The following is a 22,023-nucleotide window of genomic DNA, read 5'->3' as shown; positions in this document are numbered from 1 at the left end:
CCCCGGGCGGCTTTTGCTATCCTACGGGCTTTGCAATTCACCGAACACCGAACGAACCCATGAACTATCCTCATCCGATCATCGCGCGCGAAGGCTGGCCGTTCATCGCGATCGCAGCCGTCCTCGCGTTGTTGATCCACGCCGTCGGGGGCTTCGGCTTCGCGTGGCCGTTCTGGCTGCTGCTCGTCTTCGTCGTCCAGTTCTTCCGTGATCCGCAGCGCCCGATTCCGGCGCAGCCGAATGCGGTGCTGTGCCCGGCGGACGGCCGCATCGTCGCGGTCGAGACCACGCAGGACCCGTACGCGAACCGCGAAGCGCTGAAGATCAGCGTGTTCATGAATGTCTTCAACGTCCATTCGCAGCGTTCGCCGGTCGATGGCGCGATCTCGAAGGTCGAGTACTTCCCGGGCGCGTTCCTGAACGCGGCGATCGACAAGGCGTCGACCGAGAACGAACGCAATGCGGTCGTGATCCAGACGGCGAGCGGCAAGACCGTCACCGCCGTGCAGATCGCCGGCCTCGTTGCTCGCCGGATCCTCTGCTACGTGCGCGCGGGCGAGCCGCTGTCGCGCGGCCAGCGCTACGGTTTCATCCGCTTCGGTTCGCGCGTCGACGTGTATCTGCCGCTCGGCAGCCGCGCGAAGGTGTCGATCGGCGAGAAGGTCTACGCGTCGTCGACGATCCTCGCCGAGCTCGAACAGTAAGCGGCGGACGCACGATGGCCGCATTCAAACCGCGCCGGCCGCGCAACGGCGCCAACCAGACCCCGCGCCCGTTCCGCCGCAACAAGGTGATGGCGCCCGATCCGGTGCCCAGCGAAAGCCGCCGTGCCGCGCGCCAGCGGTTCCTGAAGACGCGCGGTATCTACCTGCTGCCGAACGCGTTCACGACCGCTGCGCTGTTCTGCGGCTTCTTCGCGGTCGTGCAGGCGATGAACGTGCGTTTCGAGATCGCCGCGATCGCGATCTTCGTCGCAATGGTGCTCGACGGGATGGACGGGCGCGTCGCGCGGATGACGCATACGCAAAGCGCGTTCGGCGAGCAGTTCGACAGCCTGTCGGACATGGTGTCGTTCGGCGTCGCGCCCGCGCTCGTGATGTACGAGTGGGTGCTGAAGGATCTCGGCCGCTGGGGCTGGCTTGCCGCGTTCGTCTACTGCTCGGGCGCCGCGCTGCGCCTCGCGCGCTTCAATACGAACATCGGCGTCGTCGACAAGCGCTTCTTCCAGGGGCTGCCGAGCCCGGCCGCCGCCGCGCTGATCGCCGGCTTCGTGTGGCTCGCGACCGACAACCGCGTGCCGATGAAGCTCGGCTGGCTGCCGTGGGTTGCGTTCGTGCTGACGATCTATGCGGGCGTGACGATGGTGTCGAACGCGCCGTTCTACAGCGGCAAGGCGCTCGACGTCCGGCACCGCGTACCGTTCGCGGCGATCCTGCTGGTCGTCGTCGCGTTCGTGCTCGTGTCGTCCGATCCGCCGTTGATGCTGTTCTGCCTGTTTGTGCTGTACGGGCTGTCCGGCTACGTGTTTTGGGCCTACATGGCCGTGCGAGGGCGCGCGAATCCCGCGCGATCGTCGCAGCGCGATCACTGACGCGCAATCTGCCCCGCAACGGCGGCCCCGGTTTCGAGGCCGCCGTTTTCATTTGCCCCTTTTTCGAATGACGCGGCGCGGCATCCCGGGTGCCGTCCGATTGCGCACCCGGCGGAATGCCGCTATAGTCGTCGGCATGACTGCATTTTCCCGCCTCTCCCTCCTTCTAGCCGGTGCGCCGCTACGCGCGCTAGCTTTGGCGCGCCTGCCGCGCTGACCGTTCTCGCCCTCCGTCAAGCCTCGTCTGTTGTTGAGCGTCGCCAGCGGTGGCGCGATCTCATTACGTTTGATTTCCGTATAAAGAGCCCTGGAGTCCCCCATGACAGACAAGCTGATCATTTTCGATACCACGTTGCGTGACGGTGAACAATCGCCCGGCGCGTCGATGACGAAGGAAGAGAAAATCCGCATCGCGAAGCATCTCGAGCGGATGAAGGTCGACGTGATCGAGGCAGGCTTCGCGGCCAGCTCGAACGGCGACTTCGACGCGATCCACACGATCGCCGGTCTCGTGAAGGACAGCACGATCTGTTCGCTGGCGCGCGCCAACGACAAGGACATCCAGCGCGCGGCCGACGCGCTGAAGCCGGCCAACAGCTCCCGGATCCACACGTTCATCGCGACGTCGCCGCTGCACATGGAGAAGAAGCTGCGGATGACGCCCGACCAGGTGTTCGAGCAGGCGCGCCTCGCGGTGCGCTTCGCGCGCAAGTTCACCGACAACGTCGAATTCTCGCCGGAAGACGGCAGCCGCTCGGATCTCGACTTCCTGTGCCGCGTGCTGGAAGCGGTGATCGCCGAAGGCGCGACGACGATCAACATCGCCGACACGGTCGGCTACGGCGTGCCGGAACTCTACGGCAACCTCGTGAAGACGCTGCGCGAGCGCATTCCGAACTCGGACAAGGCGATCTTCTCCGTGCATTGCCACAATGACCTCGGGATGGCGGTGGCGAACTCGCTCGCCGGCGTGAAGATCGGCGGTGCGCGGCAGATCGAGTGCACCATCAACGGTCTCGGCGAGCGCGCGGGCAACACGTCGCTCGAAGAAATCGTGATGGCCGTGAAGACGCGCAAGGACTACTTCGGTCTCGAGGTCGGCATCGACACGACGCAGATCGTGCCGACGTCGAAGCTCGTATCGCAGATCACCGGTTTCGTCGTGCAGCCGAACAAGGCAGTGGTCGGGGCGAACGCATTCGCACACGCGTCAGGCATTCACCAGGACGGCGTGCTGAAGGCGCGCGACACCTACGAGATCATGCGTGCTGAAGACGTGGGCTGGACCGCTAACAAGATCGTGCTCGGCAAGCTGTCGGGCCGCAACGCGTTCAAGCAGCGTCTGCAGGAGCTCGGCGTGTCGCTCGACAGCGAAACCGAACTGAACGCCGCATTCATGCGCTTCAAGGATCTCGCCGACCGCAAGGCCGAGATCTTCGACGAGGACATCATCGCGATCGTCTCCGAAGAGTCGGCGCTGGCGCAGGAGCAGGAGCACTTCAAGTTCGTGTCGCTGTCGCAGCATTCGGAAACCGGCGAGCAGCCGCAGGCGAAGGTCGTGTTCGCGGTCGAGGGCAAGGAAGTGACAGGCGAGGCACGCGGCAACGGTCCGGTCGATGCGACGCTGAATGCGATCGAGAGCGAAGTCGGAAGCGGGTCCGAACTGCTGCTGTATTCGGTGAATGCGATCACGACCGGCACGCAGGCACAGGGCGAAGTGACCGTCCGGTTGTCGAAGAGCGGGCGCATCGTGAATGGCGTCGGTACCGATCCGGATATCGTCGCGGCTTCCGCAAAGGCGTACATCGCCGCGCTGAACAAGCTGCACTCAAAGGACGACAAGCTCAACCCGCAGCGTTCATAACCCGCGCGTCGGGCGCTGAATGCCTGAAACGCCCCGTGCGGCCTTGCGCCTCCCGGGGCGTTTTTCATGCGCCGCTCATTCTGCGGCCGGCGCGCGGAACAGCCAGCGGCGCGCGGCCGGGCGCGGTGCCGGGCTGCGGCGGCGGAATTCGACCGCGATGGCGCGCCGCGGCGCATCCGCGACGAATGCGTCGATCAGCTCCAGCACGTCGTGATCGATGTAGTCGGCGCGCGTCGCGTCGATGATCACGGCCGCACGGTCCGGAATGTGCCGCAGGTGATGCTTGACCTGCACCTTGCCGACGAACGAGACGTCCTTGCGGAACGACAGCAGAAAGTGATCGTCGTGCTGCGCGAGCGTGACGGGGCTTTTCAGGTTCGCGACCGCGACCGCCAGCACGCTGCATCCGAGGCCGAGCGCGATGCCGAACAGTAGGTCGACAGCCAGCACGCCCGCAATCGTCGCGGCGAACGGCACGAACGCGGCCGGACCCTGCTTCAGCACCGAGCGGAACAGCGCCGGTTTCGCGAGCTTGAAGCCGGTGTGGATCAGGATCGCCGCGAGGCTCGCGAGCGGGATCAGGTTGATCAGGCCGGTGAGCGCGAACACGCTGGCAAGCAGCAGCACCCCGTGCACGATCGCCGACATCCGGCTTTGCGCACCCGCATTCACGTTGACCGAGCTGCGCACGATCACCGACGTGATCGGCAGCCCGCCGACCGCGCCCGCGACGAGGTTGCCGACGCCCTGTGCCTTCAGCTCGCGATCCGGCTGGGTCGGCCGGCGCTTCGGGTCGATCTGTTCGACCGCTTCCAGGCTCAGCAGCGTCTCGAGGCTCGCGACCACCGCAAGCGTGATCGCGACGCGCCACACGTCCGGGTTCACGAGTTGCGCGAAGTTCGGGCCGAGCTCCGCGTGCTTGAGCGATGCCGCGAGCGCCGCGAACGATTCGAGTTCGGGCAGCGTCACGCGATGCGCGGCGCCTGGCGCGACCGACGGCGCGATCGCGCCGAGCAACAGCGTCGCGCCGATGCCGAACAACACGACCGCAAGCGGCGCGGGGACCGCACGCGCCCATGCGAAGCGCTTGAGCGCCGGGGTGTCCCATGCGACGAGCAGCGCGACGGACACGAGCGCGATGGCCGTGGCCGCCCATGCGGCCGGCAGATCCAGCCATGACGCAAACGATTGCGCGGCCGCGCCGCCGATGCCGAATGCGAACGGAATCTGCTTCACGACCAGCAACAGGCCGATCGCGGCGAGCATGCCCTTGATGACGGGTGACGGTACGTAGGCGGCGAAGCGGCCGGCGCGCAGCATGCCGAAGCCGAACTGGATGACGCCGGACAGCAGTACCGCGAGCAGGAATGCGGAGAAGCTGCCGAGTTGTGCGATTCCTTCGACGACGATCACGACGAGGCCGGCTGCCGGCCCGCTCACGGACAGCGACGAGCCGCTCAGCAGCGCGACGACGATCCCGCCGACGATGCCGGACACCAGCCCGGCAAACGGCTCGACGCCGGATGCATTGGCGATGCCGAGACACAGCGGCAGCGCAACGAGGAAAACGACGATGCCGGCGACGATGTCGCGCGGCAGGGTGGACAGGCGCTCGTTCAGTTTCATGGCTGGGGCGATTTCATGGGCGTTGGGGTAGGGCGTGAGTCAACCGAATGCGACGGCCGCGGCGGTGTGCCCGGGTTCGGCTGCGGCCGGCGGCGCCGTGTAGCCGGAATCGAGCTCCGTCAGGCGGCCGTCGGCGACGGAAAAGATCCAGCCGTGCACGAGAGGCGGTCGGGGGCGGCCATGCACGATCGGCGACGCACGCAGCAGCTTCACTTGTTCGAGCACGTTCAGCTCCGCGAGGCGGTCGGCGGCCGCCGCGTCGTCGAGCCTGTCGAGCATGTCGCGATGGCGTCGTGCAAGCGCGCAGAGCGGCGCGATGCGGCGGGCGACGTGCGGCAGGTCGGGCGGCGGCGGCAGCAGCGATGCGCGTACGCCGCCGCAGCCGTAGTGGCCGCACACGATTACGTGATCGACCTCGAGCACGCGCACCGCGTATTCGAGCACGCTCGCGGCGTTGTCGTCGTCGGGATGGAACAGGTTCGCGATGTTGCGATGGACGAACAGTTCGCCCGGCGCGCAGTGCGTGATGGTTTCTGCCGGCACGCGGCTGTCGGCGCAGCCGATCCACAGCACGCGCGGATTCTGGCCGCGCGCGAGTGCGTCGAAAAAGCCGGGCGTGTGTTCACGCGTCTCGCGGGCCCAGGCGATGTTGGCGACCAGCATGCTCTTGGGACGATTCATAAGGATTCCTGTTAAATAAGGACGGATAACGGACACTCGAAATGGCGTTGCTGAATTCTTTCGGGGCTGAAAGGTTTATTCCGACCGATATTAGGGGTATGCCCTAGCACCCGGTGCCACTGATACAAATTGTTTCAAATAGGAATGTCGAGGTGCGTCGCATGCACCAGGGCGACGCATGACATGCATCGCGCGTGCCGGTTTCCCGTCCGGTAAGGGATTCCGCCCGACGTCATCGCGATGGCGCGTCGATCGGAAAGGATTGCCGGCCTTCTTTCCAGATCAACCGAATAGGGCGGAAAAATGAAATGGCCATTCACGCGCTTATTCGTGAATGGCCATCGGGAAATTGCGCGGAAATTGCGCAATCGATCAGAACAGGTTGCGGCGGTCGGGGTCGTGCAGCGGGTCCGGCGTCTTCTGCGTGGTGCGCAGGATGCCTTGCGGATCGAAGTAGAAGCTGTACATCATGTACCAGACGTTGTCTTCCAGATACCGGTAAGTCCACACCTCGCGCTTCATCAGCGGGAAGTAGGACGTCTCGACCGGTCGGCCGAAATTGACGAGCACGTCGGTCTTCGTCCACTTGCCGATCTCCGCGCGATAGAACTCGCTCGGCTGCAGCACCTGGCGCACGTTGACGATCTTGTGGGCTGCGTCGACGTCGGCCGCGACGGTGGTTTCGCCCATCGGCTGGGTGGGCCACATCAGGCGCTTGCCGCCGCCGGGCAGATCGTAGATCTCGCGCGGCGGGCCCATGCGCGCGACGATCGCCGACTCGTCCTGACCGGCCTGGTATTGCTGCCACGGTTGCGCGCAACCGGCGAGCAGCGCCGCCGCACTGGCGACCAGCACCGGCAGGCGCACGGGAATGCGAATGCGCATGGGATCCTCCAGAACTCTCTGACTGTTCAGTTGTATCACGGACGGCGCGCGCCGGCGCATCGCGCCGAAAAAATCGGTGCGGATCGCAGCCGGTGGCCCGCCAGCGTGTCGTGTCTCGCCATGCTTGCGGGCGACGGGGCCGGCGGCCTATGATCCGCGCTTCTCGACCGGATTGAAGGGCAGGTAGCCGATGCAGCTATGGAAGCGATGCGCGCTCGCGTTGGGCGCGGGATGGATGCTGGCGTCGTCCGCGTACGCAGCGGGCGAGCCGGTGCGGATCGCGCTGATCGAAGGCATGTCGGGCCCGTTCGCGAACGCGGGCGCGGCTGTCGAGCGCAACTTGCGCTTCGGCGTCGAACAGGTCAACGCGGCCGGCGGCGTGAAGCTGCGCGACGGCGCGCATCCGTTGGAACTGGTCGTGCTCGACAGCAAGGGCAGCCCCGAAGAGGCGCTCGTCCAATTGCGCGTGGCCGCGGACCGGCACATCGGATTCGTCGCGCAGGGCAACAGTTCGGCGGTCGCGGCGGCGCTCGTCGCGGCGCTCGACAAGCTGAACGCGCGTAATCCCGACAGCCGGATGCTGTTCCTCAACTATTCGGCCGACGATCCGGCGCTGACCGGCGCCCATTGCAGCTTCTGGCATTTCCGTTTCGACGCGCACGCGGGGATGCGGATGGTCGCGCTGGCTGACGTGATGGCGCGCGATCGTGCGCTGCACAAGGTTTATCTGCTGAACCAGGACTACAGCTTCGGTCATGACGTCAGCGCGCTGGCGCGGCAGGGGCTGGCCGAGCGGCGCCCCGACGTGACGATCGCCGGCGACGAATTCCATCCGATCGGCCGGATCAAGGATTTCTCGCCGTATATCGCGAAGATCCGCGCGAGCGGCGCGGACGCGGTCGTGACCGGCAACTGGGGCAACGATCTCACGCTGCTCGTGAAAGCGGCGCGCGAGCAGGGGCTCGACGCAAAGTTCTACACGTTCTACGGCAACAGCCTCGGTGCACCGGCCGCGCTCGGCGACGCGGGCGTCGGGCGGGTGGTGGCCGTCGCGGACTGGCATCCGAACGCGGGCGGCGCGAAATCGGACGCGTTCTATCGCGCGTTCCGAACCCGTTTCCCGGCGCCGCAAGACGACTACCCGGTGCGACGCATGAGCCTGATGGTCGAGATGCTCGCGGCCGCGATGAATCGGGCCGGATCGGCCGACCCCGTCGCGGTGGCGCGCGCGCTGGAGGGGCTGTCGTTCGACGACGGTTTCCATGCGTCTACCATGCGCGCGCAGGATCACCAGCTGATCCAGCCCCTTTACGTCATAGAAATGGACAAGGTCGGCACGCCCGGCGTGCGCTTCGACAACGAGGGCTCCGGCTACGGTTTTCGGACGGTCCTCGCGGTTCCCGCGCAGCGCACGCAGATGCCGTCGACCTGTTCGATGACGCGCCCGTGACAGGGGCGGTAGGAACAGCGTGCAGTTGTGCTACAATGCCCGCCGGTTGTAAGTCACGGCACGGCCATTCTTCCGTGTCCGCCTGTTAGCTAGCAAGTAGGAAACAAAGGAAATCACATGTCTGTTGCAGATATCAAGAAGTCGGAAGTCGTTGCTCAGTTCGCCCGCGGTACCAACGACACGGGTTCGCCCGAAGTCCAGGTCGCACTGCTGACCGCACGTATCGTCGAACTGACGGGTCACTTCAAGACCCACGCGAAGGACCACCACAGCCGCCGCGGCCTGCTGCGCATGGTGAGCCGCCGCCGCAAGCTGCTCGACTACCTCAAGGGCAAGGATGCCGACCGTTACCGCGCACTGATCGAGAAGCTGGGTCTGCGTAAGTAATCGAGGCGATTGCCGCCAGCAAGATGCCTGTGTCAGTCCGCTGATGCAGGCATTTTGTTTTTGCGCGGTGCGTAGCGTCACGCGCACCGCAGGTCGTTCGGCACGTGGATGCCGGACTGCCGGAACGGCTGATGCCGGGGTCGGGATTTGTGTCATTCCAGCGCGCTGCTCGGCGAGCGGCGCACTGGAATGGCATAAAAAACACACCTTGCTCCGGGTGATTCGGTCGGGACGCCGCCGCGCGGGATGGCCCGGGCGGCGAATGAAATGAATGAATTCAAAGGAGCAACCATGTCCATGTTCAACAAGGTCGTGAAGGAATTCCAGTGGGGCCAGCACAAGGTGCGCCTCGAAACCGGTGAAGTCGCCCGTCAGGCGAGCGGTGCCGTGATCGTCGACGTGGAAGATACCGTCGTGCTGGCAACCGTCGTCGGCGCGAAGTCGGCGAAGCCGGGTCAGGATTTTTTCCCGCTGACCGTCGACTACCTCGAAAAGACCTACTCGGCCGGCAAGATCCCGGGCGGCTTCTTCCGTCGCGAAGGTCGTCCGTCGGAGCACGAGACGCTGACGTCGCGCCTGATCGACCGTCCGCTGCGCCCGCTGTTCCCGGAAGGCTTCTACAACGAAGTGCAGGTCGTGATCCACGTGCTGTCCGTGAACCCGGAAATCCCGGCGGACATCCCCGCGCTGATCGGTGCATCGGCCGCGCTCGCCGTGTCGGGCCTGCCATTCAACGGTCCGGTCGGTGCCGCGCGCGTCGCGTACATCAACAATGCCTACGTGCTGAACCCGACGCGTGACCAGATCAAGGCATCGAGCCTAGACCTCGTCGTTGCCGGTACGGAACGCGCAGTGCTGATGGTCGAATCGGAAGCCGACCAGTTGCCGGAAGACGTGATGCTCGGCGCGGTCGTGTTTGGTCACGAGCAGATGCAGACGGCGATCGACGCGATCCACGAACTCGTGCGCGAAGGCGGCAAGCCCGAGTGGGACTGGCAGCCGGCACCGAAGAACGAGGCGCTGATCGCGCGCGTGACGGAACTGGCGCACGGCGACCTGCTCGCCGCTTACCAGCTGCGTGACAAGCAAGCGCGTTCGACGAAGCTGAAGGAAGTCTACGCAGCGACCTCGGCGAAGCTCGAGGAAGACGCGCAGGCGGCCGGCACGGTCGCGGCCGACAAGGCCACCGTCGGCAACGTCCTGTTCGACATCGAAGCGAAGATCGTCCGTTCGCAGATCCTGAACGGCGAGCCGCGTATCGACGGTCGCGACACCCGCACCGTGCGTCCGATCGAGATCCGCACCGGCGTGCTGCCGCGTACCCACGGTTCGGCGCTGTTCACGCGTGGCGAAACGCAGGCGCTCGTCGTCGCGACGCTCGGCACGAAGGGGGACGAGCAGATCATCGACGCGCTCGAAGGCGAATACCGCGAGCGCTTCATGCTTCACTACAACATGCCCCCGTTCGCAACCGGCGAAACGGGCCGCGTCGGCTCGCCGAAGCGCCGCGAAATCGGCCACGGCCGCCTCGCGAAGCGTGCGCTGGTCAAGTGCCTGCCGAGCGCCGACGAATTCGGCTACTCGATCCGCGTCGTGTCGGAAATCACCGAATCGAACGGTTCGTCGTCGATGGCATCGGTATGCGGCGGCTGCCTCGCGCTGATGGACGCCGGCGTGCCGATGAAGGCGCACGTCGCGGGTATCGCGATGGGCCTGATCCTGGAAGGCAACAAGTTCGCGGTGCTGACCGACATCCTCGGCGACGAAGATCACCTCGGCGACATGGACTTCAAGGTGGCCGGCACGGAACAAGGTGTGACGGCACTGCAGATGGACATCAAGATCCAGGGCATCACGAAGGAAATCATGCAGGTCGCGCTCGCGCAGGCGAAGGAAGGCCGCATGCACATCCTCGGCAAGATGACGTCGGCGGTCTCGGGTGCGAACACGCAACTGTCGGAATTCGCGCCGCGCATGATCACGATCAAGATCAACCCGGAAAAGATCCGCGACGTGATCGGCAAGGGCGGTTCGGTGATCCGCGCGCTGACCGAAGAAACGGGCACGACCATCGACATCTCGGACGACGGCGTCGTGACGATCGCGAGCACGAACAGCGAAGGCATGGCCGAAGCGAAGAAGCGCATCGAGCAAATCACGGCCGAGATCGAAGTCGGCCAGGTGTACGAAGGTACGGTGCTCAAGCTGCTCGATTTCGGTGCGATCGTGAACCTGCTGCCGGGCAAGGACGGCCTGCTGCACATCTCGGAAATCGTCAACGAGCGCGTGAAGGACATCAACGACTACCTGAAGGAAGGTCAGCAGGTCAAGGTCAAGGTGATCCAGACGGACGAGAAGGGTCGTGTGCGTCTGTCGGCCAAGGCGCTGCTGAACGAAGCAGTTGCCGGGTCGCAGTCGGATACGCCGCCGCAGCAGTAAGCGGACAGGCGTGAAAGCGGCCGGCAGTGCGAAAGCGTGCCGGCCGTTTTTTCTGTAGCATCGTTGTGCGGCGCAGCAGCGCCGGCGAGCTGTCCGTGCCGCGCACGGGCCCGTCCCCCGATTCCGATCCTGGAGCGACCATCATGAAAGCCATCGAAATCACCGAATTCGGCGCCCCCGACGTGCTGAAGCTTGCGGAGCGTCCGCGCCCCGAACCGAAGCGCGGCGAGGTGCTGATCAAGGTGACGGCTTCCGGCGTGAATCGGCCGGACGTATTCCAGCGCAAGGGTGCGTATGCGCCGCCGCCGGGTGCGTCCGACCTGCCGGGGCTCGAGGTGGCGGGCGAGATCGTCGGCGGTGATCTGTCGGATGCCGCGTTGAATCCGTTCGGCCTGAAGCTCGGCGATCGCGTCTGTGCGCTGCTCGCGGGCGGCGGCTATGCCGAGTATGCGGTGGCGCCGCTGCCGCAATGCCTGCCGGTGCCCGACGGGCTCACCGACATCGAAGCCGCATCGCTGCCCGAAACGTTCTTCACCGTGTGGAGCAACGTGTTCGATCGTGCGCAGCTCGGCGCGGGCGAGGGCGGCGAGCAGGAAACGCTGCTCGTGCAGGGCGGCTCGAGCGGTATCGGCGTGACGGCGATCCAGATCGCGCACGCGCTCGGTTTTCGCGTGTTCGCGACGGCCGGCAACGCCGACAAATGCCGCGCATGCGAGGCGCTCGGCGCCGAACGTGCGATCAACTACAAGACCGAGGATTTCGTCGGGGTCGTGAAGTCGCTGACGCATGATCGCGGCGTCGACGTGATCCTCGACATGGTGGCGGGCTCGTATGTGCCGCGCGAATTGTCCGCGCTTGCGGACGGCGGCCGGCTCGTGCTGATCGCGCTGCTCGGCGGCGCGAAGGCCGAGGTGAACCTCAACGAGATCCTGCGCCGCCGGCTGACGGTGACGGGCTCGACGTTGCGCCCGCGTCCGGTCGAGTTCAAGGCGCGCATCGCTGCGCAGTTGAAGGCGCGCGTGTGGCCGCTGATCGCCGAGGGGCGCATCAAGCCGGTCATCTACCGCGTGCTGCCGGCCGGCGAGGCCGCGCATGCGCATGCGCTGATGGAAAGCGGCGAGCACATCGGCAAGATCGTGCTCGATTGGGGCGCGAACGCGTGAGGGTCCGCGCAGCGGGCTTGACATGCGCGGTTTGACCGGTTCAAGCCGCGCGCAGTAAAATCGCGGGTTTGCTTCGCCAGATCAAACCTGACGGCCGGTTACCGGCGCGTTAATGACAAGATAGTGACGAGACAGACACGATGTCGAAACAAAGAACGAAGCGAGTGATCGGTAACTGGAAGATGCACGGCCGACTGGCCGGCAACCAGGCATTGCTGAAGGAAGTGGTGCAGGGTGCGGGCGCGGTGGCGGCTGAAACGTCGATCGGCGTGTGCGTGCCGTTCCCTTACCTCGCGCAGGTTCAGGCGCAACTCGGCGATGGCCGTGTCGCGTTCGGCGCGCAGGACGTGTCCGCGCACGAGCAGGGCGCGTTCACGGGTGAAGTGGCGGCCGCCATGGTTGCGGAGTTCGGCGCGCATTATGCGATCGTCGGTCACTCGGAGCGTCGTGCGTATCACGGCGAACGCAACGAGACGGTTGCAGCAAAGACGCAGCGCGCGCTTGCGGCAGGCCTCACGCCCGTCGTGTGCGTCGGCGAAACGCTCGACGAGCGCGAGGCGGGTGCGACCGAGCAGGTGGTCGGTGCGCAGCTCGACGCCGTGCTGGCCGTGCTGACGGCTGACGAAGCGGCACGCATCGTCGTCGCGTACGAGCCGGTCTGGGCGATCGGCACGGGCAAGAGCGCGACGTCGGCGCAGGCGCAGGACGTACACGCATTCCTGCGTGCACGTCTCGCGACGAAGGGTGCGGCGGACGTGTCCGTGCTGTACGGCGGCAGCGTGAAGCCGGACAACGCGGAAGAGCTGTTCGCACAGCCGGACATCGACGGCGGCCTGATCGGCGGTGCGTCGCTGAAGGCTGAAGATTTCCTGGCGATCTGCCGGGCTGCACGTTGAGCGGCTCGGGGTCGAATTGAACCATGATGGTGGCCGGTCGGTCCGGTCGCCTGATCCAATCGGGTGGGTGTGATGCTGTTATTCAAGACGCTGATTATTGTCGTGCAGGTACTGTCTGCACTCGGTGTGATTGGTCTCGTGCTGCTCCAGCACGGCAAGGGCGCCGACATGGGTGCCGCATTCGGCAGCGGTGCGTCGGGCAGCCTGTTCGGTGCGACGGGCTCGGCGAACTTCCTGTCGCGCACGACGGCCGTGCTGGCGACGGTCTTCTTCGTTGCGACGCTCACGCTGACGTATCTCGGCTCGTACAAGTCGACGCCGTCGGCTGGCGTGCTGGGCGGGGTCGCGGCCGCACCCGCCTCGGCGCCTGTTGCGTCGGCGCCGGCTGTTGCCGCGTCCGCTGCTACGGCTTCGGCCGCGAGCGCGCCGGGCCAGGACGTCCCGAAATAAAAAACTGAAATATTTGCCGTTGTGCGTTGAACAATTTTGAAAGTCAGGTTAGAATTTAATTCTTGAAGCGATTCGCGGGAAACAGGCAGTACGACCCGAGTTGCATGCAGTGCCGACGTGGTGAAATTGGTAGACACGCTATCTTGAGGGGGTAGTGGCGAAAGCTGTGCGAGTTCGAGTCTCGCCGTCGGCACCAAAGTTACTCAATGCCAGCCGCTTCCGAGTGGCTGGCATTTTTCATTTCTGGGGCGTGTCTTGCGATTGTCTTGTGATTGCATGCACTCCGAAATGATTCCTTTCGCCGGAAGTGGTATTCTCCGGACGCTCAGAACTAACCGATAGAGGATTGCCTTGAACCTCGCAGCCTATTACCCCGTCTTGTTGTTCCTCCTCGTGGGCACTGGTTTAGGTATAGCGCTGATCAGCATCGGCAAGCTTCTTGGTCCCAACAAGCCGGACGTCGAGAAGAACGCACCGTACGAGTGCGGCTTCGAAGCCTTTGAAGACGCCCGGATGAAATTCGACGTCCGGTACTACCTCGTCGCCATCCTGTTCATCATCTTCGATCTCGAAACCGCATTTCTGTTTCCGTGGGGCGTCGCGCTGCGGGACATCGGCTGGCCTGGTTTCATCGCAATGATGATTTTCCTGCTCGAATTCCTGTTGGGCTTTGCCTACATCTGGAAGAAGGGCGGCCTCGACTGGGAGTGATGGGCTAATCGCCGGTTTGCATGGGCGGCCACGCTGGGTCGCCCGTCTGGAGTGGAAAGCAAATGAGTATCGAAGGGGTCTTGAAGGAAGGGTTTGTCACCACGACGGCTGACAAGCTGATCAACTGGACGCGTACCGGCTCGCTGTGGCCGATGACGTTCGGGCTCGCGTGTTGCGCCGTCGAGATGATGCATGCGGGCGCGGCCCGTTATGACCTGGACCGGTTCGGTGTCGTGTTCCGTCCGAGCCCGCGTCAGTCCGACGTGATGATCGTTGCCGGCACGCTCTGCAACAAGATGGCGCCGGCGCTGCGTCGCGTGTATGACCAGATGGCCGAGCCGCGCTGGGTGATCTCGATGGGGTCGTGTGCGAATGGCGGCGGCTACTACCACTACTCGTACTCGGTGGTCCGCGGCTGTGACAGGATCGTGCCGGTCGACGTCTACGTGCCGGGCTGTCCGCCCACCGCCGAGGCGCTCGTCTACGGCGTGATCCAGCTTCAGGCGAAGATCCGCCGCACCAGCACCATCGCCCGTCAATAAAGCCCCCGAGCGTCCCCTCAATATGGCAAGCAAAATCGAGACCCTCAAGGCAAACCTCGAAGCCGCGCTCGGCGCGCGCGTGGTGAGCCTCACCGAAGCGATCGGTGAACTGACGCTCGTCGTGAAGGCGAGCGATTACCTCGAAGTCGCAAAGACGCTGCGCGACGATCCGAAGCTCCGTTTCGAGCAGCTGATCGACCTCTGCGGCGTGGACTACCAGACCTACGGCGACGGCGCCTACGACGGCCCGCGTTTTGCTGCCGTGTCGCAGCTGCTGTCGGTCACGAACAATTGGCGCCTGCGCCTTCGCGTATTCGCGCCGGACGACGATCTGCCGATCCTGGCATCGGTCGTCGACATCTGGACCTCCGCAAACTGGTACGAGCGCGAAGCGTTCGACCTGTACGGCCTGGTGTTCGAAGGGCACCCCGATCTGCGCCGCATCCTTACCGACTACGGTTTCATCGGTCACCCGTTCCGCAAGGACTTTCCGGTATCGGGCTACGTCGAAATGCGCTACGACCCGGAAGAGAAGCGGGTGGTCTACCAGCCGGTGACGATCGAGCCGCGTGAAATCACGCCGCGCGTGATCCGCGAGGATCGCTATGGCGGTCTGAAACATTAAGGGGGCGTCATGGCAGAAATCAAGAACTACACCCTCAACTTCGGCCCGCAACACCCGGCAGCGCACGGTGTGCTGCGCTTGGTGCTCGAGCTCGACGGCGAAGTCATCCAGCGCGCCGATCCGCACATCGGCCTGCTGCATCGCGCGACTGAAAAGCTCGCGGAAAACAAGACTTTCATCCAGTCCGTGCCGTACATGGACCGTCTCGACTACGTGTCGATGATGATCAACGAGCACGGTTACGTGCTCGCGATCGAACGTCTGCTCGGTATCGACGTGCCGGAGCGTGCGCAGTACATCCGTGTGCTGTTCGACGAGATCACGCGCGTGCTGAACCATCTGATGTGGATCGGTGCTCACGGACTCGACGTCGGCGCGATGGCGGTGTTCCTGTACGCATTCCGCGAGCGCGAAGACCTGATGGACGTGTACGAAGCGGTGTCCGGCGCACGGATGCACGCGGCGTACTATCGTCCGGGCGGCGTCTACCGCGATCTGCCTGACGCAATGCCGCAATACAAGGCGTCGAAGATCCGCAACGAGAAGGCGCTCGCGAAGATGAACGAAGCGCGCAGTGGCTCGGTGCTCGACTTCATCGACGACTTCTTCACGCGCTTCCCGAAGTGCATCGACGAATACGAAACACTGCTGACCGACAACCGGATCTGGAAACAGCGTCTGGTCGGGATCGGTGTCGTCAGCCCGGAACGTGCGCTGCAGATGGGCATGACCGGACCGATGCTGCGCGGCTCGGGTATCGCGTGGGACCTGCGCAAGAAGCAGCCGTACGAAGTGTACGATCGCATGGACTTCGACGTGCCGGTCGGCGTGAACGGCGATTGTTACGACCGCTATCTGGTGCGCGTCGAAGAAATGCGCCAGTCTGTCCGTATCGCGAAACAGTGTATTGAGTGGCTCCGCAAGAATCCGGGCCCGGTGATGACCGACAATCACAAGATTGCGCCGCCGTCGCGCGTCGGCATGAAGACCAACATGGAAGACTTGATTCACCACTTCAAGCTCTTCACCGAAGGTTTTCACGTGCCGGAAGGCGAAGCGTACGCGGCAGTCGAGCATCCGAAGGGCGAATTCGGCATCTACCTCGTGTCGGATGGTGCCAACAAGCCGTATCGCCTCAAGATTCGCGCACCGGGCTTCGCGCATCTCGCGTCGCTCGACGAAATGGCGCGCGGTCACATGATTGCCGACGCCGTCACGATCATCGGTACGCAGGACATCGTGTTCGGCGAAATCGATCGCTAATGGTTGCGCCGCCTGCGCGAGCGGGCGGCGAGCAGTAAGTCACACGCGATGCGCGCTGAACCGGCGCGGCTTCGCAAGCTGTCAACAGTGAGCGCCAGGTCTGCCGTGCATGCACCGCAGTGCGGCAGGTTGTTCGTTCGGTAGGAATTGAAAGAGTCGTGTCTGAAAATGATCTCAGCTGAAGGCCTGAAAGAAATCGATCGAGCGTTGACGAAGTATCCCGCCGATCAGAAACAGTCCGCCGTGATGTCGGCGTTGGCCGTTGCTCAGGAAGAGCACGGCTGGCTGTCGCCCGAACTGATGCAGTTCGTCGCGAACTATCTCGGCATGCCGGCCGTCGCGGTGCAGGAGGTCGCGACGTTCTACACGATGTACGAGCTCAAACCGGTCGGCAAGCACAAGATCACGCTCTGCACGAACCTCCCGTGCCAGCTGGGCCCGCACGGTGGCGCCGAAGCGACGGCCGACTACCTGAAACAGAAGCTGGGCATCGACTTTGGCGAGACCACGCCCGATGGCAAGTTCACGCTGAAGGAAGGTGAATGCATGGGCTCGTGCGGCGATGCACCGGTGCTGCTGGTGAACAATCACAGAATGTGCAGCTTCATGAGCCGCGAGAAGATCGACCAGCTGCTTGAGGAGCTTTCGAAATGACGTCCCTCCACGACCGTCACATCAAACCGCTGATCCTCGCTGGTCTGAACGGCGAGAACTGGCACCTCGAAGACTACGTTGCGCGCGGCGGCTACAAGCAGCTGCGCCGCATTCTCGAAGAAAAGATCACTCCCGAGCAGGTCATTGCCGACGTGAAGGCGTCGGGCCTGCGCGGCCGTGGCGGTGCAGGCTTCCCGACCGGCCTGAAGTGGAGCTTCATGCCGCGTCAGTTCCCGGGGCAGAAGTATCTCGTCTGCAACTCGGACGAAGGCGAGCCGGGCACGTTCAAGGATCGCGACATCCTGCGCTGGAACCCGCATGCGCTGATCGAAGGCATGGCCATCGGCGCGTACGCGATGGGCATCACCGTCGGCTACAACTATATCCACGGCGAAATCTTCGAAGTGTATCGACGCTTCGAGGCGGCGCTCGAGGAAGCGCGCGCAGCGGGCTTCCTCGGCGACAACATCATGGGCTCGGAATTCTCGTTCCAGCTGCACGCGCACCACGGTTACGGCGCGTACATCTGCGGCGAGGAAACGGCGCTGCTCGAGTCGCTCGAAGGCAAGAAGGGCCAGCCGCGCTTCAAGCCGCCGTTCCCGGCGAGCTTCGGCGTGTACGGCAAGCCGACCACGATCAACAACACCGAGACGTTCGCCGCGGTGCCGTTCCTGCTGTCCATCGGGCCGCAGAATTACCTCGAGATCGGCAAGCCGAACAACGGCGGCACGAAGATCTTCTCGGTCTCGGGCGATGTCGAGCGTCCGGGCAACTACGAAGTGCCGCTCGGCACGCCGTTCGCGACGCTGATGGAGCTCGCCGGCGGGATGCGCGGCGGCCGCAAGATCAAGGCCGTGATTCCGGGCGGCTCGTCGGCGCCGGTGATTCCGGGCGAGATGATGATGCAGACCGATCTCGATTACGACTCGATCGCGAAGGCGGGCTCGATGCTCGGTTCCGGCGCGGTGATCGTGATGGACGAGACGCGCTGCATGGTGCGTTCGCTGCTGCGTCTGTCGTACTTCTACTACGAGGAATCGTGCGGCCAGTGCACGCCGTGCCGTGAAGGCACCGGCTGGTTGTATCGCGTCGTGAATCGTATCGAGCACGGCGAAGGTCGCCAGGAAGATCTGGACCTGCTGAATTCGGTTGCGGAGAACATCATGGGCCGCACGATCTGCGCGCTCGGCGACGCAGCGGCGATGCCGGTGCGCGGGATGCTCAAGCACTACTGGGACGAATTCGCATACCACGTCGAGCACAAGCATTGCATGGTCGGCGGTCACGCACACGCGGCAGCGGCCTGAAGCGAAGCACCGGGTTGCGGAATTTGAGCGCACGGTCGGGCCAAGGCGCGAGCGGGCGAAAATAGGTTAAGGACCATTCACCATCATGGTTGAACTTGAAATAGACGGCAAGAAGGTCGAGGTGCCCGAAGGCAGCATGGTGATCCAGGCTGCACACAAGGCTGATACGTACATTCCTCACTTCTGCTATCACAAGAAACTGTCGGTTGCGGCCAACTGCCGGATGTGTCTTGTCGAAGTCGAGAAGATGCCGAAGGCCGTGCCTGCCTGCGCGACGCCCGTGTCGGCCGGCATGATCGTTCGCACGCAGTCCGAGAAGGCCGTGAAGGGTCAGCAGGCGGTGATGGAATTCCTCCTCATCAACCACCCGCTCGACTGCCCGATTTGCGATCAGGGCGGTGAATGCCAACTGCAGGATCTGGCGGTCGGCTACGGCAAGTCGTCGTCGCGCTACTCGGAAGAAAAGCGCGTGGTGTTCCACAAGAACGTCGGCCCGCTGATCTCGATGGAAGAAATGTCGCGTTGCATCCACTGCACGCGCTGCGTCCGCTTCGGCCAGGAAATCGCCGGCGTGATGGAGCTCGGCATGCTGGGCCGCGGCGAACACTCGGAAATCACGACGTTCGTCGGCAAGACGGTCGACTCCGAGTTGTCGGGCAACATGATCGACCTGTGCCCGGTCGGCGCGCTGACCAGCAAGCCGTTCCGCTACAGTGCTCGTACGTGGGAACTGTCGCGTCGCAAGTCGGTGAGCTCGCACGACTCCGTCGGCGCGAACCTCGTCGTGCAGGTGAAGAACAACCGCGTGATGCGCGTGCTGCCGTTCGAGAACGAAGCAATCAACGAATGCTGGATCTCGGACAAGGATCGTTTCTCGTACGAAGGCCTGAACAGTGAGGAGCGCCTGACCAGGCCGATGCTGAAGCAGGGCGGCCAGTGGATCGAAACCGACTGGCAGACTGCGCTCGAATATGTCGCGAAGGGGCTGCAGGGTATCGCCGCGGATCACGGCGCGAATGCGCTGGCGATGCTCGCAAGCGCGCACAGCACCGCCGAAGAGCTGTTCCTCGTGAAGCAGCTCGCCAACGAACTGAAGACGCCGAACGTCGACTTCCGTCTGCGTCAGCAGGACTTCTCGGCGCCGGTCCAGGGCGCACCGTGGCTCGGCATGCCGATCGCCGACCTGTCGAACGTGGATGCCGCGTTCATCGTCGGTTCGTTCCTGCGCCGCGATCATCCGCTGTTCGCCGCACGCCTGCGTCAGGCCGCGAAGAACGGCGCGAAGCTGCATTTCCTGCATGCGACCGCCGACGACTCGTTGATCCGTACCGCGAAGCGCATCGTCGCCGCACCGTCGGCATGGCTCGACGAACTGGCAGGCATCGCTGCAGCCGTTGCGCAACTGCGCGGCGTCGCGCTGCCCGACACGCTCGCGGGCGTCACGGCATCGCCGGCCGCCCAGGCTGTCGCTCAGTCGCTCGCGAACGGCGAACGCCGCGCAGTGCTGCTCGGCAACGTGGCCGTCCGTCATCCGGAATTCTCGAAGCTGCACGCCGTGGCACAGTGGATCGCCGAGAACACCGGCGCCACGTTCGGCTTCCTGACGGAAGCGGCGAACACGGTCGGCGCGCACGTCGTCAACGCACTGCCGGGCGAAGGCGGCCTGAACGCACGCGAAGCGTTCGCGCAGCCGCGCAAGGGCTACGTGCTGCTGAACGTCGAACCGGAATTCGACACGGCCGATCCGGCGCAGGCGCTTGCCGCGCTGAACCAGGCTGAGATGGTTGTCGTGATGTCGCCGTTCAAGCACGGCCTCGATTACGCGGACGTCTTGCTGCCGATCGCTCCGTTCACGGAAACGGCCGGTACGTACGTGAATGCCGAAGGCTCGGTGCAGAGCTTCAACGGCGTCGTGCGCCCGCTCGGCGACACGCGTCCGGCGTGGAAGGTGCTGCGCGTGCTCGGCAGTCTCCTCGACCTGCCGAACTTCGAATACGAGACCGCGGAAGACGTGCGTGTCGCGGCGCTCGGCGACGCAGGTGTCGCGAGCCGTCTGTCGAACAAGACGTCAATTGCGCCAGTGCGCGTTGCGGCGAATGCCGCGAACGGCAGCTTCGAGCGCCTCGCCGACGTGCCGATCTATCATGCCGACGCACTCGTGCGCCGCGCAGGTGCACTGCACCTGACGGCTGCCGCGAAGGCGGCGAACGTCGCAGCCCTGCCGGCCGCGCTGTTCGACAAGCTGGGCTTGAAGGAAGGCGACGCGGTGCGCGTGCGCCAAGGCGAGCGTGCGGTGCAGTTGCCGGCCGTGCGCGACGCGAATCTTGCGGAGACGGTCGTTCGCGTGTCGGCGGCAACGCCTGCCGGCGCAGCGCTCGGCAGCCTGTTCGGTGAACTGGTGGTGGAGAAGGCGTAAATGAGCTTGTTCGATACGATCAACGCGGGCGGGGCCCAGCTTCTCGGCTTCGCGTGGCCGACGGTGTGGGCACTCGTGCGCATCCTCGTCGTCGCCGTCGTCATCCTGCTGTGCGTCGCGTACCTGATTCTGTGGGAACGCAAGCTGATCGGCTGGATGCACGTGCGTCTCGGCCCGAACCGCGTCGGCCCCGGCGGCTTGTTGCAGCCGATCGCTGACGTGCTGAAGCTGCTGCTGAAGGAAGTCATTCAGCCGAGCGCCGCCAGCCGCTGGCTCTATCTGGTCGCGCCGATCATGACCGTCGTGCCGGCGTTTGCCGTGTGGGCAGTGATCCCGTTCCAGGCCGAAGCCGTGCTCGCGAACGTGAACGCCGGCCTGCTGTATGCGATGGCGATCTCGTCGATCGGCGTGTACGCGGTGATTCTCGCCGGCTGGGCGTCGAACTCGAAGTACGCGTTCCTCGGTGCGATGCGTGCGGCAGCCCAGATGGTTTCGTACGAAATCTCGATGGGCTTCGCACTGGTGCTCGTGCTGATGACGGCCGGCAGCCTGAACCTGTCGGAAATCGTCGGCTCGCAACAGCACGGCTTCTTCGCCGGTCACGGTGTGAACTTCCTGTCGTGGAACTGGCTGCCGCTGCTGCCGGCGTTCGTCGTCTACTTCGTGTCGGGCATCGCCGAAACGAACCGTCACCCGTTCGACGTGGTGGAAGGCGAGTCGGAAATCGTCGCGGGTCACATGATCGATTACTCGGGTATGGCGTTCGCGCTGTTCTTCCTCGCCGAGTACATCAACATGATCGTGATCTCGGCGCTGGCCGCGACGCTGTTCCTCGGCGGCTGGGATGCACCGTTCGAGTTCCTGTCGTTCATTCCGGGCATCTTCTGGCTGGTGCTGAAGGTATTCGCGCTGCTGTCGGTGTTCATCTGGGTTCGCGCGACGTTCCCGCGCTACCGTTACGACCAGATCATGCGCCTGGGCTGGAAGGTGTTCCTGCCCGTCACGGTGATCTGGGTGGTCGTGGTCGGCTTCTGGATGATGTCGCCGCTCAACATCTGGGTGAAGTAAAGATC

Annotated in this window: 20 protein-coding genes and 1 tRNA gene; 18 read left to right on the top strand and 3 right to left on the bottom strand. The window is 64.4% G+C overall.

The window, feature by feature from the left end; genetic code table 11:
* Positions 1-59: 59 nt before the first annotated feature.
* From DIE13_RS12920 to DIE13_RS12905, 3 genes are all read left to right on the top strand, one after another.
* Positions 60-704 (top strand): phosphatidylserine decarboxylase, encoded by a 645-nt coding sequence (locus DIE13_RS12920; RefSeq protein WP_096507632.1) that lies wholly within the window; start codon positions 60-62, stop codon positions 702-704.
* A 14-nt stretch (positions 705-718) separates the two neighbouring features.
* On the top strand, positions 719-1,591 hold the full coding sequence (gene pssA, locus DIE13_RS12915) for a CDP-diacylglycerol--serine O-phosphatidyltransferase (protein WP_124827578.1): 873 nt from the start codon (positions 719-721) through the stop codon (positions 1,589-1,591).
* A 319-nt stretch (positions 1,592-1,910) separates the two neighbouring features.
* A complete protein-coding gene (locus DIE13_RS12905) occupies positions 1,911-3,455 on the top strand; it encodes a 2-isopropylmalate synthase (protein WP_124827577.1) in 1,545 nt (514 codons plus the stop codon).
* Positions 3,456-3,530: 75 nt separating this feature from the next.
* Here the strand turns inward: DIE13_RS12905 and DIE13_RS12900 are convergent, their stop codons facing one another.
* The 3 genes from DIE13_RS12900 to DIE13_RS12890 form a co-directional block, all read right to left on the bottom strand.
* On the bottom strand, positions 3,531-5,081 hold the full coding sequence (locus tag DIE13_RS12900; RefSeq protein ID WP_124827576.1) for a SulP family inorganic anion transporter: 1,551 nt from the start codon (positions 5,079-5,081) through the stop codon (positions 3,531-3,533).
* A gap of 39 nt (positions 5,082-5,120) precedes the next feature.
* Positions 5,121-5,762 (bottom strand): carbonic anhydrase, encoded by a 642-nt coding sequence (locus DIE13_RS12895; RefSeq protein WP_124827575.1) that lies wholly within the window; start codon positions 5,760-5,762, stop codon positions 5,121-5,123.
* A 372-nt stretch (positions 5,763-6,134) separates the two neighbouring features.
* Complete coding sequence (locus DIE13_RS12890; protein ID WP_098551051.1) at positions 6,135-6,647, bottom strand: hypothetical protein; 513 nt, start codon at positions 6,645-6,647, stop codon at positions 6,135-6,137.
* Positions 6,648-6,837: 190 nt separating this feature from the next.
* Here DIE13_RS12890 and DIE13_RS12885 point away from each other — a divergent pair, with 190 nt between their 5' ends.
* The 15 genes from DIE13_RS12885 to nuoH all read left to right on the top strand — a co-directional run bounded on the left by DIE13_RS12885 (position 6,838) and on the right by nuoH (position 22,018).
* The gene (locus tag DIE13_RS12885; RefSeq protein ID WP_124827574.1) at positions 6,838-8,097 is read left to right on the top strand and encodes a branched-chain amino acid ABC transporter substrate-binding protein; all 1,260 of its coding nucleotides are present in this window, start codon (positions 6,838-6,840) and stop codon (positions 8,095-8,097) included.
* A 117-nt stretch (positions 8,098-8,214) separates the two neighbouring features.
* On the top strand, positions 8,215-8,484 hold the full coding sequence (gene rpsO, locus DIE13_RS12880) for a 30S ribosomal protein S15 (RefSeq protein ID WP_006398792.1): 270 nt from the start codon (positions 8,215-8,217) through the stop codon (positions 8,482-8,484).
* Positions 8,485-8,775: 291 nt separating this feature from the next.
* On the top strand, positions 8,776-10,923 hold the full coding sequence (gene pnp, locus DIE13_RS12870; protein ID WP_124827573.1) for a polyribonucleotide nucleotidyltransferase: 2,148 nt from the start codon (positions 8,776-8,778) through the stop codon (positions 10,921-10,923).
* 143 nt (positions 10,924-11,066) lie between these two features.
* Positions 11,067-12,086, top strand: a complete 1,020-nt coding sequence (locus tag DIE13_RS12865) for an NAD(P)H-quinone oxidoreductase (protein WP_124827572.1) — start codon at positions 11,067-11,069, stop codon at positions 12,084-12,086.
* A 140-nt stretch (positions 12,087-12,226) separates the two neighbouring features.
* The gene (gene tpiA / locus DIE13_RS12860; protein WP_124827571.1) at positions 12,227-12,982 is read left to right on the top strand and encodes a triose-phosphate isomerase; all 756 of its coding nucleotides are present in this window, start codon (positions 12,227-12,229) and stop codon (positions 12,980-12,982) included.
* Positions 12,983-13,054: 72 nt separating this feature from the next.
* Positions 13,055-13,432 carry a preprotein translocase subunit SecG gene (gene secG / locus DIE13_RS12855; protein WP_124827570.1) on the top strand — a complete coding sequence of 126 codons (378 nt, stop codon included), beginning with the start codon at positions 13,055-13,057 and terminating at the stop codon, positions 13,430-13,432.
* A 111-nt stretch (positions 13,433-13,543) separates the two neighbouring features.
* Positions 13,544-13,628 (top strand) — tRNA-Leu (locus DIE13_RS12850).
* 155 nt (positions 13,629-13,783) lie between these two features.
* Positions 13,784-14,143: an NADH-quinone oxidoreductase subunit A gene (locus DIE13_RS12845; RefSeq protein WP_096507621.1), complete on the top strand. Its 360-nt coding sequence runs from the start codon at positions 13,784-13,786 to the stop codon at positions 14,141-14,143.
* Between the two features lie 62 nt (positions 14,144-14,205).
* On the top strand, positions 14,206-14,685 hold the full coding sequence (locus DIE13_RS12840; RefSeq protein WP_004186402.1) for a NuoB/complex I 20 kDa subunit family protein: 480 nt from the start codon (positions 14,206-14,208) through the stop codon (positions 14,683-14,685).
* 22 nt (positions 14,686-14,707) lie between these two features.
* Positions 14,708-15,310 (top strand): NADH-quinone oxidoreductase subunit C, encoded by a 603-nt coding sequence (locus DIE13_RS12835; protein ID WP_124827569.1) that lies wholly within the window; start codon positions 14,708-14,710, stop codon positions 15,308-15,310.
* 9 nt (positions 15,311-15,319) lie between these two features.
* On the top strand, positions 15,320-16,573 hold the full coding sequence (locus DIE13_RS12830) for an NADH-quinone oxidoreductase subunit D (protein WP_124827568.1): 1,254 nt from the start codon (positions 15,320-15,322) through the stop codon (positions 16,571-16,573).
* A gap of 168 nt (positions 16,574-16,741) precedes the next feature.
* Entirely contained in the window at positions 16,742-17,227 is a 486-nt protein-coding gene (gene nuoE, locus DIE13_RS12825) for an NADH-quinone oxidoreductase subunit NuoE (protein WP_096507617.1), read from the top strand.
* Positions 17,224-18,534: an NADH-quinone oxidoreductase subunit NuoF gene (gene nuoF, locus DIE13_RS12820; protein WP_096507616.1), complete on the top strand. Its 1,311-nt coding sequence runs from the start codon at positions 17,224-17,226 to the stop codon at positions 18,532-18,534. Before nuoE ends, nuoF begins: the two co-directional genes overlap by 4 nt.
* A gap of 85 nt (positions 18,535-18,619) precedes the next feature.
* On the top strand, positions 18,620-20,950 hold the full coding sequence (gene nuoG, locus DIE13_RS12815; protein ID WP_124827567.1) for an NADH-quinone oxidoreductase subunit NuoG: 2,331 nt from the start codon (positions 18,620-18,622) through the stop codon (positions 20,948-20,950).
* Positions 20,951-22,018, top strand: a complete 1,068-nt coding sequence (gene nuoH, locus DIE13_RS12810) for an NADH-quinone oxidoreductase subunit NuoH (protein WP_096507614.1) — start codon at positions 20,951-20,953, stop codon at positions 22,016-22,018. It begins immediately after the preceding gene.
* Positions 22,019-22,023 lie beyond the last annotated feature (5 nt).

It is taken from the genome of Burkholderia sp. Bp9016 (genome assembly GCF_003857765.1).
Lineage (GTDB): Bacteria > Pseudomonadota > Gammaproteobacteria > Burkholderiales > Burkholderiaceae > Burkholderia.
Note: the sequence above shows the minus strand (reverse complement) of the source record. Positions and strands in the feature narration are given on the sequence as shown.